The sequence below is a fragment of the Treponema sp. OMZ 798 genome, from assembly GCF_024181385.1.
Lineage (GTDB): Bacteria > Spirochaetota > Spirochaetia > Treponematales > Treponemataceae > Treponema_B.
In genome coordinates, this window is record NZ_CP051305.1 from 2,648,457 (window position 1) to 2,662,473 (window position 14,017).

General features: G+C 39.5%; 11 protein-coding genes. 10 read left to right on the forward strand and 1 reads right to left on the reverse strand.

The window, feature by feature from the left end:
* Positions 1-9 precede the first annotated feature (9 nt).
* The 6 genes from E4O07_RS12310 (at position 10) to pcp (ending at position 7,157) form a co-directional block, all read left to right on the forward strand.
* Complete coding sequence (locus E4O07_RS12310; RefSeq protein ID WP_371921981.1) at positions 10-1,824, forward strand: ABC transporter permease; 1,815 nt, start codon at positions 10-12, stop codon at positions 1,822-1,824.
* Positions 1,824-3,479, forward strand: a complete 1,656-nt coding sequence (locus E4O07_RS12315) for an ATP-binding cassette domain-containing protein (RefSeq protein WP_253709147.1) — start codon at positions 1,824-1,826, stop codon at positions 3,477-3,479. The genes E4O07_RS12310 and E4O07_RS12315 overlap by 1 nt, the downstream gene beginning before the upstream one ends.
* Positions 3,480-3,528: 49 nt before the next feature.
* Positions 3,529-4,722 (forward strand): tetratricopeptide repeat protein, encoded by a 1,194-nt coding sequence (locus E4O07_RS12320; protein WP_253686261.1) that lies wholly within the window; start codon positions 3,529-3,531, stop codon positions 4,720-4,722.
* 101 nt (positions 4,723-4,823) lie between these two features.
* Positions 4,824-5,486, forward strand: coding sequence for a DUF969 domain-containing protein (locus tag E4O07_RS12325; RefSeq protein ID WP_253686263.1), 663 nt, complete (start codon positions 4,824-4,826; stop codon positions 5,484-5,486).
* Positions 5,487-5,490: 4 nt separating this feature from the next.
* Positions 5,491-6,489, forward strand: a complete 999-nt coding sequence (locus E4O07_RS12330) for a DUF979 domain-containing protein (RefSeq protein WP_253677663.1) — start codon at positions 5,491-5,493, stop codon at positions 6,487-6,489.
* 14 nt (positions 6,490-6,503) lie between these two features.
* Positions 6,504-7,157 carry a pyroglutamyl-peptidase I gene (gene pcp / locus E4O07_RS12335; RefSeq protein WP_253677662.1) on the forward strand — a complete coding sequence of 218 codons (654 nt, stop codon included), beginning with the start codon at positions 6,504-6,506 and terminating at the stop codon, positions 7,155-7,157.
* An 88-nt stretch (positions 7,158-7,245) separates the two neighbouring features.
* Here the strand turns inward: pcp and E4O07_RS12340 are convergent, their stop codons facing one another.
* A complete protein-coding gene (locus tag E4O07_RS12340; RefSeq protein WP_253686265.1) occupies positions 7,246-8,346 on the reverse strand; it encodes a leucine-rich repeat domain-containing protein in 1,101 nt (366 codons plus the stop codon).
* Positions 8,347-8,553: 207 nt separating this feature from the next.
* Between E4O07_RS12340 and E4O07_RS12345 the strand changes: the two genes are divergently transcribed.
* The 4 genes from E4O07_RS12345 to E4O07_RS12355 all read left to right on the forward strand — a co-directional run bounded on the left by E4O07_RS12345 (position 8,554) and on the right by E4O07_RS12355 (position 13,984).
* Positions 8,554-10,068 carry a lipoprotein 17-related variable surface protein gene (locus E4O07_RS12345; protein WP_253686267.1) on the forward strand — a complete coding sequence of 505 codons (1,515 nt, stop codon included), beginning with the start codon at positions 8,554-8,556 and terminating at the stop codon, positions 10,066-10,068.
* A 92-nt stretch (positions 10,069-10,160) separates the two neighbouring features.
* On the forward strand, positions 10,161-10,289 hold the full coding sequence (locus E4O07_RS13430) for a hypothetical protein (protein ID WP_256487873.1): 129 nt from the start codon (positions 10,161-10,163) through the stop codon (positions 10,287-10,289).
* Between the two features lie 61 nt (positions 10,290-10,350).
* Entirely contained in the window at positions 10,351-12,288 is a 1,938-nt protein-coding gene (locus tag E4O07_RS12350) for an IdeS/Mac family cysteine endopeptidase (RefSeq protein WP_253686269.1), read from the forward strand.
* A gap of 73 nt (positions 12,289-12,361) precedes the next feature.
* A complete protein-coding gene (locus tag E4O07_RS12355) occupies positions 12,362-13,984 on the forward strand; it encodes an IdeS/Mac family cysteine endopeptidase (RefSeq protein ID WP_253686271.1) in 1,623 nt (540 codons plus the stop codon).
* The last annotated feature ends 33 nt before the right edge of the window (positions 13,985-14,017 follow it).

Consider the following 14,017-nt stretch of genomic DNA (forward strand, 5'->3'; position numbering starts at 1 on the left):
TTGTTTTTATTGGAGGAGATTTTGACTAAGACAATTCCGCGTGCCGTATTTTTAAATCAAAGCAAAGATTTTTTTAGAAAGCCGCAAAATATGATATTGCTTATATTCGGTGTTGTGCTTTCTGTTACGACTATAGCTCCGATAGTAACTATTCTTTTGGATACAATTACAGTTCACCCCGGTACTATAGATGCCATGCATGGGCCTGACGGCTTTACCGTTTTTAACTGGAAGGATATTTTTACCGGCTCTCTTGCTGTAAGAAATTTTTGGAGCCCGCTTACAAATACCTTGCTGCTTGCGATATTCAGCTGCATAGGAGCTATCTTAATAGGCGGCGTTTTTGCATATTTGATTACGCGTACAAATATAAAATGTAAAAAATATCTGAATATCGTTTTTATTTTTCCATATATAATGCCTCAGTGGACATTAGCTCTTACATGGATGAACCTTTTTAAGAGCACAGCCGTTACGGGAGGCTCTAACGGAATTCTTGCAGGGCTTTTCGGCATTACGATGCCTGCATGGTGGGCAGAAGGCCTTTTCCCTTCTATAGTTGTTTTGTCCTTGCACTATGCGGCCTTTGCCTATATCTTAATAGGCGGCATATTTAAAAATATGGACTCCAACCTTGAAGAAGCAGCCTTGATCTTAAATACCTCAAAATCAAAGATATTCCGCAAGGTAACCCTTCCCTTATTAAGACCTGCAATCCTATCTACTATTTTGCTCGTATTCGGAAGTGCTATGGGAAGCTATCCCGTTCCACACTACTTAAAATTGACAACCCTTTCTACAAAATACATAGACTTAAAGGTTGTAAGGACGGGACAGGCGAGCATTATCGGCGTAGTGATGATGGTCTTTGGAATTTTAATTCTGATTACAAACAGGCTCAGTATGAAGTCCCGAAAAAACTATACCACAATCACGGGCAAAAGCGGACAGGTCAGCAAGGTAAATGTAGGGAAAATCGGACAATATTTAATTCCTGCAATTTTAATTATCGTTACCTTATTTACAGGAATATATCCTGTTATTTCCTTTGCCTTTGAAACATTTTTACCCAACCCGGGAGATTACAGTTTTTTTAGAACCGGAGACTTTGCAAACCTGACCTTAAAATGGTGGACTCATCACTCTGCAGAAGATGTCGGTATGTACGGCCAGTTCGGTATTTTATATAACCGGGCCTTTTGGATGAGCTTTAGAGGAACCATACTCGTTGCCGTTTCTTGTGCCTTGCTTGCAGGAACAATAGGTCTTTTAATAGGCTATGCAGTAAGCAAGCACAGAAGAAACAAATTTGCAAACTATGTAAACGACATAGCTTTTTTGCCATACCTTTTGCCTTCTCTCGCTGTAGGTATAGCATTCTTTATCTTCGGGTCGATGATGGGCATCTATGATACATTTTTGCTTTTGATAATAGTCGGAACAATTAAGTACATTCCTTTTTCGTCGAGGAGCTCTCTTAACTCGATGCTTCAAATCAGCAACGAGATAGAAGAATCGGCTTTGATACAGGATACGCCTTGGCATAAGCGCATGACAAGGATAATAATTCCTATTCAAAAGACGGCAATTTTAAGCGGCTATCTTTTACCCTTTATAACCTGCGTTAGAGAGCTAAGCTTATTTATGCTTTTGTGCAGTCAGTCCAAGATAAGCACAACCATGTTGGACTATTATGACGAAATGGGCTTATACGCCTTTTCAAGTGCAATCAACTTAATTTTAATTATATTTATTTTGGCCGTCAACTTTGGATTAAACAAACTTACAAAGGCTGGAATTGATTCGGGACTAGGAGGAAGATAATGCCTGAGATAATTTTACAAAACCTTACCAAAAGATGGGGGAAATTTTACGGAACGGATAATTTAAATTTAACTATAGAAAATAATTCGTTTATTACTCTGCTGGGGCCTTCAGGCTGCGGCAAAACAACAACACTTAGAATGATTGCCGGTCTTGAAACACCGACAAGCGGAAAGATAATAATCGACGGAGAAACCGTTTTTGACAGCGAACAAGGCATAAACATTCCTGCAAATAAAAGAAAGGTCGGCTTTTTGTTTCAAAACTATGCCCTCTGGCCGAATATGACCGTCTATGAAAACATAAGTTTCGGCTTAAAAAATATCAAAGAAGAAATGCCCCTCTGCGACTTTGAAATTAAAAGAATAGACGATTTAAAAAAGATTTTAAGTGAAAGCGAAAAACTTATCGAAATTATTTCCGATTCTCAAGTTAAAGATAAAAAAGCAGGTAAAAAGCCGGACGAAAAAATTGCCTTAATTAAAATTATCGATGGGTTTATCGTCTCAGAGCATACGGCAAAAACCGTTTTGTCTTACGGACTTGAAATACTTGATAATCGGGAAGAAAAAATAAAGACAATACTTTCCGGCTTGGATGAAAAAAGAGCTGCTCTTTTGGATAGGCATAAAAAGAACGGAGTTTCAGTAAATGCAAATTATGAGCTTGTAGATTCAAATGGTGAAGTTGTAAAGAAAGTGCGTAAACTCGAAAACGAAGAAATAGACTTAATAGTCCGCCGAGTTTCCCGCATCGTAAAAATCGGAATGTTTATGGATAGGTATCCTAACGAGCTTTCAGGCGGACAGCAGCAAAGGGTTGCCATTGCCCGAACCTTGGCTCCCGGGCCTAAGGTTCTTTTTATGGATGAACCCCTTTCAAACCTCGATGCAAAGCTGCGTCTTGAAATGCGCAGTGAATTGCAGCGCCTTCATCTGGACACAAAATCGACCTTTATCTATGTTACCCATGATCAGCTCGAAGCTATGACCTTGGCTACAAAGATATGCTTGATGGATAACGGCCTTTTGCAGCAATATGATGCTCCCTTGGACATCTACGAAAAACCCGTAAACCTCTTTACGGCAGACTTTATAGGTAACCCCTCTATAAATTTTGTAGAAGCCGTAGGTGAGACCGGTGAAGACGGAGATTTTAATTTAACTTGTTTAGAAGGTTTAAAATTTAAATTTAAACCTGCACAAAAAATCGATTATAAAGAATGGCTTTTAAAAACGGAAGCTGAAATTAAAAAAGAAAGGGAAGAAGAAGCCGAGCGTACAAAAAACGCCGAAAAAGAAAATAAGATTTTGCCCTTTAAGTATCATATTGCAAAAACCGACGAAACCGAGCTTGCTTTAAATTCGCCAGCTCCGAGCGAAAAAGATTTTATTCTCGGCATCCGTCCCGAATTTATTAAAATACACGAAAACGGAAAACTTACCGGAACAATCTACAGCTCGATGCCCACAGGTATGGAAACAACAGTAAAAATAAAGATAGGGAACCTTCTTTTAACGGGTGTAGTATTTTTAAACATAGCCTACAAGATAGGTGAAAAAATAAACTTCGATATTGAAAGCGACAGAATTATGATCTTTTCGGGACTTAATCAGAGGTTGATTTCTTTGGGCTCCTTGGAAAAAGAAGTTTAATTCCTGTATGTTTTTTAATATAATCAAGTTTTTACGAGGAGAGTAAAGTATGAAAAAGATTATCTTTTTTTTGTGTTATTTGTTGTTAATAACAAGTTTGGTTTTTGCTCAGGATATTAATCATGATATGATTAATCCTACCAGAAATAAAAATGCTGAGGCGGCTTATAAGGAAGGAACGAATTATTATGAAGCACAAAATTTTGAAAAAGCTGAGGAGTTTTTCAAAAAAGCCCTTAAATTCGACCCCGATTTTATTGATGCCTCTAATTTTCTGGGACTTATATATTACAGGCAAAGCAAAAATGTTGAGGCGATAAAGACCTTTGAAAAAGCCATAAAAGATGCACAAAGATTAAAGGTATCGGATATTATGCTGCATCTTAACCTTGCTCTTGCTTATGAAGAAAATGGAATGATTGATAAAGCAATCAGTGCATATCTTCATGTTGTGGCTAATGATGAAAACAACCCTGAGGGAAATTACGGATTGGCCTTATTATTATACAATAACGGTAAAGAAGTTCGAGCTTTAGAGTTTTTTAAATATGCGTTCAATCTATATATGAAAAATGAATCTCATTATGCATTTCAGGCTTTATATTTTATTGCAGCATGTTATTATAAGCTCGGAGATTATAACTTAGCAAGGATGAGTTATTCAAAAATCAAGGATGACCTAATCTTAAAAGAATATGGAATTTCCAATAAAGATATTGATATGCTTAGAACTGCAGAAAAAAAAGAAAAAGAGGCCTTAAAAAAAGCAAATTTTAAATTTCAAAAATATGGATTAAATGTTAAGTCTGTTCCATATCTTAAAGAGATCCAGCCGCCAAAAAAATTTGGAATATCGGTCGAAAAAGCCTTTGAATTTACTGACGGTTCAGGCCTTGTTTATTATGCTTATGCAAAAGAAAATAAGCCAACAGAAATGGACTCAGTCTACGCCTTTATTCATCAAACTTCTCAAAAGCTTGCAGGCAAAGAACCGTCTTTGCGTGAAATATATGCTTCAAAAATCGATCAGAGTTATACCCTTAAGGAGGAATTAGGTGCTGATTTTCAGATTGTAGATGCTCTGGTTTTCCCTCAAGCTCCGGATTTAAATCAGTATAATTATGTTTGGGTAAATGCAATATATCAAAAAGGTAATGGAATAATATTCCAAATTGCTTTGATTAAAGATGTAGATTTTGATATGGATCAATTATTCGATTCTTATTTTAATTGCAGCTTTTAATTTTTTATAATAGACAAATATTCATATTTCTGATAAAATGCGCCGGATAAAATTATAGGTGATGAGCCGTAATTTTTGTAAACCAATAAAAGGAGTGTCTTATGAACTATTTGGTTTTAATCGGCGTTGTTATTATCATCGTCGGCTTTATTTTAAAGCTCGATGTAGTTGCAGTAGTCTTGATTTCGGGACTTGTAACAGGCTTGATTGCAAAGATGGGTTTTGTTGAAGTTCTCAATGCTATCGGAACAGGTTTTGTAAACAACCGCTACATGAGTTTGTTCTTTGTTTCTTTCCCTGTAATTGCAATTATGGAGCGGTATGGGTTAAAAGAGCGTGCTGCAGACTTTATTAAAAAAATTAAGGGTGCAAGTGCGGGTATGGTTATTTGGCTTTACATTCTTATAAGGACAATTGCTTCGGCTTTTTCGATCAGGTTGGGCGGTCATGTTCAGTTTATCAGACCCTTAATCCTCCCGATGGCTGAAGGTGCGGCTCAAAAACATATAAAGCTTACCGAGGACGACATCGAAAAAATTAAAGGCCTTGCAGGTGCTTCCGAAAACTACGGAAACTTTTTCGGTCAAAATATCTTCCCTGTTGCATCAGGTGTTCTTTTAATTACAGGAACACTAAAGGAGCAGGGTTTTGATATTACAAATACGGATGTAGCTAAGTACTCAATTTTTGCAGGTGTTGCAATGGTTCTTATAGCCTTGATACAGTGCTGGCTTTTTGAAAAATCACTTAGAAAGGGGGAGTAGGCTGATGTTTAGTTTTATTAATAATAACAGCATGATCATCGATGAAATTATATATGGTCTTTGCGGTCTTGTTTCAATTATTACAGCCGTAATCTCCTTAAAAGATAAAAAGAATCCTATCGGAACATTCTTGTTTTGGGGAATTTTGGGTCTCTTGTTTATGTTCGGAAAGGTTCTTGTACTCAATGTGCCCTACGGCGGAGCCATCATCGGCGCTTTATTGGTAGGTCTTGGTGTTCTTACTCTTACAAAGCAGGTAAAGGTTGCAGATATTCCTTCTGCTACAAAAGAAGAAATTGTAGAAAATTCTAAAAAGGTCGGAAATAAGATTTTTATACCTGCCGTTTTGATTGGTGTTGTCGCCATGTTCTTGGCACAGATGAAGAGCTTTAAAATTTCTCTCGGAACAAATGCTGCCGGAAAAGAAATTATCTTCGGATTTACTACAGCTCAGGTTGTCGGTATAGCTTCTATCGTTGCCCTCATCTTTGCGGTTCTTTTGACCAAACCTAAGATGAAGGAATCTATTAACGATACATCAAAGATGCTTATGCAGGTAGGTTCTTCCAGCTTACTTCCCCAGCTTCTCGGTGTTTTGGGTGCAATTTTTGCAACAGCCGGCATCGGCAAAATCATAGGCCATTTTGCAAGCGGTATTGTTCCTCAGGGTGTTCCGGTCCTTGGTGTTATTGCATACTGCTTAGGTATGGTAATCTTTACAATGATTATGGGTAATGCTTTCGCTGCCTTTACCGTTATCACAATCGGTGTAGGTGCTCCATTTGTAATTGCACAGGGCGGCAACCCTGCAATTGTAGGAGCCCTCGGTATGACCTGCGGATATTGCGGTACTCTTTTAACACCCATGGCTGCAAACTTTAACATTGTTCCTGCAGCAATTTTGGAAACCGAAAACAAATATACCCTGATAAAAGCACAAGCCTTTATGTCCTTTGCTTTGATTATTGTTCACATTATTTTGATGCTGACTCTTGCCTTTTAATTAGGAGCGATATAATGAAGATTTTAGTTACAGGTTTTGATCCTTTCGGAGGGGAAAAGGTAAATCCCGCCCTCGAAACGATTAAGCTCCTTCCCAATCAAATCTTGGGAGCACAAATTATCAAGCTGGAAATTCCGACCGTTATCGGAAAATCCGTAGCAAAGATAAAAGAAATGATTGAAAAAGAAAATCCCGATGTTGTTTTAAGTATCGGTCAAGCCGGAAACCGTGCCGATATTTCGGTAGAAAGAATCGGTATAAATATTGACGACTGCCGAATTCCCGACAATGAAGGCAATCAGCCGATTGATGAGCCTGTTGTAAAAGACGGCCCTGCTGCCTACTTTGTTACTTTACCGATTAAGGCCATTGTCGAGAAGGTAAAGGCAGGCAAAATACCTGCTTCAATATCGAATACGGCAGGGACATTTATCTGCAACCATGTTTGCTACGGTGTTGCTCATATTGCAGCCGCAAGAACAGCCCAAGGCAAGCCGATGAAAAGCGGCTTTATTCATATTCCGTTTTTGCCCGAACAGGCTGTCGGAAAGCCTGCAACAACTCCCTCGATGAGCCTTGAGATGATTGTAAGGGGAATCGAACTTGCAATAGAAGCCATTGTCGAAAACGATGCCGATATAAAGGTTTCGGGCGGCAAAATTTGCTAAAGTTAAAAGCTTTAAAAGCGTTGTTCTAACTTATAATAAAGCCGCCGATTAGGGTTAAATACCTTAATCGGCGGTTTTGTATTGATTTTTATATTTCTTCGTCCGTATCCGTGCCGGTTTTTTTGTACAATTTCCAGTTTTTATTTTTAGCAGCGGTAACTGCATTCGCCAAAGCTTCCGGTGTTGTAAAATCGGTTACATTACCCGTTTCGCCTTCTTTGTACAATACGGCCTTCCCCTCCGTCTCGGCGGAAGTTCTATCCGGCAGGGTATTTAAAAGCGTTGTAAAGGCGTCTTTATTCAAGTCATTGTTATAACACTCTATTTGTTTTAAAGCGGTACAGTCTGTAATATTTATCTCGTTCAGTTTGTTCCCATGGCATAATACGGTTTGCAGCTGATTAAGACCGCTTATATCCAGTTTTGCTAATTGGGTACAGCCGGTTACGGTAAGCTCTGTAAGCTTATTTGACTTACAGTTTACTTCTGTCAAAGCCGTTAAATTACTGAGATTAAGTGCCGACAAATTGTTGGTTTCGCAGTCAAGCTTTGTTAAAGCGGTACAGCCGGTCAGCTTAAGTTCGGTAAGATTATTTTGCCAACACTCCGCTTTAGTCAAGTTGTTTAACCCGCTGAGGTCGAGCGATGTCAGCTTATTTTTTCCGCATTCAAGGCTTTCAAGGTTTTTACATGCTTGTATATTAAGAGCAGTAAGTTTATTCTCCGCACATGCTAAATGGGTTAACTGCGAATCGGCAGGAAGAATAAGGCTGTCCAGCAGATTTTTATTGCAGGTTAAGCTTGTAAGCGTTTTACATCCTGAGGCATTTATTTTCAGCACGGCTTGGTTAGGACAGTTTAATCCTATAATATCGGCACCGGTTTGAGGCTTTAAGATGATGATTCTGTTTTTTGCCGTTACATTTTCGTATGTATCATGCGGAACGGAAGATGCGGTACATTCTTCGAGTTCAATCGGTGTGCCGTTACTGCTTTTTACGTTAATATTTATCGTCTTTTTATCCCGACTTACTACCAGCGAAATACCGCCTTCGACATAGGGTGCGGAAGGAACGGAATCCTGTGAGCCGGAGGTGATGCCAGGGTAGGCTCCCTTATTATAGGGACAGGCGGTGTACAGCATAAGAATAAATATGCTTATAACTGTATATTTTGCAATATTTTTCATAATTTAATCTCCTATAAATATCAAAGGTTTTGGTTAGAATAAATTTTTTAGCTTAATTTACAACAATTGTAATTATCTATAATAACATTATATATCTAAATCTAAAAAATAATAAAATCAAGAGAAAATTATTAATATTCTTGTAACTAAATTCGCTCTCTGTTTGTTAATGTCTGGTTAAAATGATATATTTATGTTAGGAGTTTTATGAAAACAATATTAAACAATATAATGGCAGCTGCTATAATATGCTGCATTTTTTTATTTGCGGGATGCCCTAATTCGGCAATACCGAAAACTGATATAAACTCAAATGCACCGCTTAATCCGCAGAGACAGCCGGGCGATTTGTTAAAAGAGGATATTATGAGCGCCTTTGCTTTAACAAAGGGAAATATAACCGCCTCCGATGCGGCAAAAAAAATCCGTGATACGGATCCTTCTGAGGGTTCGGTGCTGACCTTTACCGAAAAAGCAATTACCGCCTACGATGATAAGGCCGGAACCTTTACCGTAAAGGTAAAGGGCACAAAAGGAGAAAAGTCCTTTGAAAAAGAATTGACCTTTACAGGCTTTGAAAATCCCTATGCAAAGATTTTTCCTTCCCTAAGTGCAGCAGAATTGGATTTTTCGGACGCTATAGAGCACAATAAAACATTGGATACCTTTATTTCGGATGCGGCCGGTAACTCCGCTCTTTTAAAAAAGCTGTCTTTCAGTGATGATAATGCCGGCACTCTCAGTTTGGGAGTTCATGACCGTTACAGCTTAGCCGCGGCATTGGAAAAAAACGGAGATAAAATAAAAATAATACCCGTATATAAAGTAAAATATTTAAAAAAAGAAGCGGGAGAGAGCGAAACTTCAACGGAAACGGATAGAAGTGCTTTATTTGCACGCTTGGGAGCCGACCTTACAAAGCCCTATTTTTCGAAAGAAGATGTGTTTAGGTATCTTATAAACAAAACCGATGACGGTATTATCAATGTATCTGCCGATGTGTTCGGTTCGGAATATTATGCTTTTGCAAAGCACCTTAGGGTAACACCTGCGCGTCTTATAAATGATGCCCATATACAAACAATTATGGCCCGTTATAATCGGGAGGGCGGACAGTTCAATATGGAGATGGACACGGCTTTATTTCATCCGGAAAACGAAGGTATAAAGGCGGATGATATTGAAGGAACTCTGGAAATAACTTATTGTATTGCCGAAAAGGAACAAATCGCAGAAATGCTTTCTTCCAAACCCGACCCTTCCGTACGGCGCATAACCGTAACAAAAACGGCAAAGGCGGCAGGGTTTAAAAAGATTCCTAAAGACAATATAGCGTCTTTATTTAATTTTTCCGTAAAGGTAAAAGATGACCCAAATTCGCGTCAAAAATGGCAACATAAAGTTTTTGAAAACTACCGCTTTTTATCGGAACAATACGATACCGAAAGAGAGATGACGATGTTTGCGCTGGAAAATCCCTTACAAAAGACAGCGGTTTCCGCATTTTATTTGGAAGTAAACGGCAGGGAACCTGAAGACGTTTTAGCCTTTAACGAGCCTATATCCTATTCAAAAACGGCGGACGGTAAACATATTTTTATAAAATATGTTTATTTGAATAAAGAAAGCGGAAGCGATAAACTCAAAGTACATATAAACTTTACCGGTGAAGGCGAAGAAATCGCTTTGGAAGTAAGTCCGGAATATGTCATCGGGAATTAAAGGTGAGTATGCAGTTGTGCGGCGGCAAGATTGTCGAAATGACAACACGGCCTTTTTTAGGATATAATCCGTAATTGCGAAGGAGTTTTTATTTGAAATACGGAGACAAAAAATACGGTAACATAAAGCATATAAGCAGCTTATCTTGTGCTCTGTATTCATTGAAAAACAAGATACGCCATTATGCATACAAACGGCTGGAAGGCGGAAAACTTGTATAATATATTACGCGTTATGCGCAAAAATTATAGTTATAAATAATATTTTTAAGGAGATTTTAATATGAAAAAAATTAAAACACAGTTAACGGATTATACTATGAAACAATATACAAAAAAACATAGACCAAGGGGCCGGCTTTTTTTAAACCTTTTCGGGGTGGCTGCCCTTATTTCGGTTTTGGCACTCGGATGCTCGGCCCCTATAAAGCCGGAGACGTTAAAATATGAGGTACAGTTTGAAGTCGAAGGCGGAGGCGGCCGGCTTAAGGCGGCGGTTGACGGAAAAAGCATTGCATCCGGTGCAAAAGCCGTAAGCGGCAAAACCGTAGTTTTTACCGCTGAACCGGGCGAGGGTTATGTAGTAGCAGGCTGGAATGTTAAAGGCGGTGAGATAGTATCGGGAAGAAACGAGGGTGATTTAACTGCGGCGGTAAAACTTACTTCCGATGCATCGGTAAAGGTATTGTTTAAGCAAAATCCTGCTTCGGGACAAGTGCCGGCATCTTCCGATCAAGGTACGGTTCCCGTCAAAAATATAACTTTTAAGGGAAAAGATACACAAGATGGTACGGAATTTGCGATAACGTATTCTATGAATCTTGAACTGAATAAACCGTATCGGCTTATCCCCGTTTTCGACCCGCCCGATGCTTCGGACAAAAACCTGCAATACGAGGTAAAAAAAGGCGATATTTCCGTTAGCCCCGAAGGAATTATTACGGTAAACGGCATCGGAAATGCCGAAATCACGGCGAGAGCGTCAAACGGACGCGAGTACACTATGTACTTTAACATTAAAGACGATTATACTTTTAAGGTTGAAGGTAAAAAGGAAATAAAACACAGCCGCGATGCTTTTACCGAAACGCTTGTTATTGAAAAAAAATATAACAGTACCAAGTATGTGCTGACGGTTAATCCTGTAGTACCTTGGCTGACTGTGGAAAAATCAGGCGAAAACACAAAAAAAGAAACGCTTACGCTCCGTATCTCAGAAAATAAAGCACCCGTGCCCAGAATGGTTTCGCTGACTGTTTCAAAAATAGAACCGGCTAGGCGAGGAAAGCAACAACAAAAAACAGTACACAAGCTGACCATTACCCAAACTCCAAACCTCGTTGACCCCAAGCTTATTACAAAGTGGGTGCACGGCATTACACCTCCGGCGGAAGGCGAAATTAAAACCGAAACGGGAACTGATGTGCGTTACCGCAAATGGGAAGAAACCGCACATACTACATGGTTTAATGCCCGCAAGCTCCGCTACACGCAAAACTATCGTTCGGTTACGGATGCCAATATGTGCTGGGCAATGTCTACCTCCGACCTTTTACATTGGTGGATGCGGGAAAACAAAGACAACCTTGAACGCTATATGCGAAAAAAAGGAATTACATCCGGTAAAGCCGAATATTTATATTACACGGGCGAATACAAGGGCGGTTTAGGCGATATAGGCGAAAAAGATAAAAGCAGCATTGCAAATGTATTCCGCAAGGGGTACGGCGATGTCGGGTTACAGTTACACACCGCCGTTAATTGGTATTTACGCGGCGTTTCCAACGGTTCACAAAAGATTGCTCCGCCCGGTATTGTGCAAGACGTATTTACGGGACAGGAAGATTTAAACAAGCTGATAGAAGTCCGTTACGCGCATAACAAAAAAGAGTTTGAAGATATGATAAATGGTGCTTTAAATGATGGACATGCTATTGCCGTTGTTATAAAACCGAAAACCAATATTATCGATCCGCTGCATGTCGTTACCGTTTGGGGCGTTGTTTTTGACGAAGACGATAACATCGTTGAACTGTGGACTTCCGATTCCAATGACAGAAACTCGCATATTGTAAAATTCGGCGTATATTATCCTGATGGAATACCGCATAAAATAAACTATGCTGCTCCGAACGATAAGGGAGACACCCGCATTGAAGAAGTAGCTGTTATGAAATCGGCAAAAAAAGAATTTAAAGCATGGCTGGATGCCGCGAACTGAAAATTGTGAGTTTTTAGAAACACAATGTCCGCACGCTGATAATGCGCTGCGGATATATTTTAAGGAGATTTAAATGAATAAAAAACGGATATTATATGCAGGTTTATTCGGTGCTCTTACGGCGCTCATTGTACTGCTTGCCGGCTGTCCGAATAGTCTCGCAAAAACAAACCCTTCCGGCGGCGGTACTGTCAAACCGCACTCGGGACAGGGACAAAACCCGGACAATTCCGGGCAGCCCGCTCCGTTTATACCGAAGTATGTTCCGGTAACTGAAGTTGTTCTTCACGATGTAAATGATGAACTTATCGAAGAAGATACTACTTTACCGGTTAAGTTGGGGGAACAGTTTCAGCTGAAACCCGTTATTAAACCGGAAAATGCGACAAATAAAGAAGTGAAATATACGTATGAGGAGAATCTGGTTTCAGTTACGGAAACCGGTCTGGTTACGGCAATTGGAAAAGGAACTGCAACCGTTAATATTTGGGTCGACGGTAAGAAACGTACTTCTATCCGTTTCCAGATAAAGGACGATTCTACGTTTGTGTTCAGCCAGCCGAAAATAGAATCCGATCATCAGGCTTCCTCTACGGTGTTGTCTGTTGCAAAAAAAACACAATATTCAACATATAATTGTACCGTCAGATATGCTTACGGGAACGGCAATTGGGTGGAAACGACATCTGTTTCGGCAGAGAATATTGATACAATTACCGTAAAGCTTAAAGAAAATAAATCGGCATTTGAACGAAGGGCTTATCTTGTATTTAAAACCAATACTGCCAAACCAACCCTCATTCGTGAAATACCGATTATTCAAAAAGTTTGTCCCGCTCCCGTGCTTAGAACCGAATGGGTGCACGGTATAACACCGCCTTCCGACAGTGAATTGGAGCACGGCGGGCATAGTGTAAATCCCAAATATGGTGTCTGGAAAGAAACTCAAACGACTATGTGGTTTAATGCAAAAAAATCACAAGATAATACAGATGATCAGATGTGTTGGGCAATGTCAACCGCCGATCTTTTACATTGGTGGATGAAGCAAAATGAAGAGAACCTGAAGCGTGTTATTCAACAAAAAGGCATATCTCCCGATACTGATGACTATAAATTATATCTGGGTGAATATAATAGAAATTTATCGGAGCGAAAAAGCGGTGTTGCCAATGTGTTCCGAAAGCGTTTTAAAAATAGTGTGCACGGTACTGCATTAAATAGTGCTGCCGGCTGGTATTTATTGGGTATGACTGCCGGAGGAGAGCTAACCCCTCAGTATAGTGCCGAACCGGCTCCCGGTATTGTACAAGGTATATTTTCCGATTTAAATGATTTGATAGTACCACGCTATGTGCACAACAAAGAAGAATTTGAAAACACAATAAAGGATGCATTTGATAAACACAACGCTCTTGCAGTGCAGTTTATATTGGGGAACAACGCCGGTCTTCATGTTGTTACCGTCTGGGGTGTTGAATTTGATGCCGATGACAATATAACTGCATTATGGGTTTCCGATTCCAATGATGCAAACTCCCATCTTACCAAATTCGGGGTGCATTATCCCGATGGAAGGCCGCACAAAATAAATTACGCTGTAGCTAATGATAGCGGGAAAACGCTTATCACCGATGTAATTACCATGAAAAACGCAAAAGAGCAATTTAAAACATGGCTGGATGCTCATCCGTAAGATGAGTTTTTACCGTAGAAAAAAAGGCTCCGC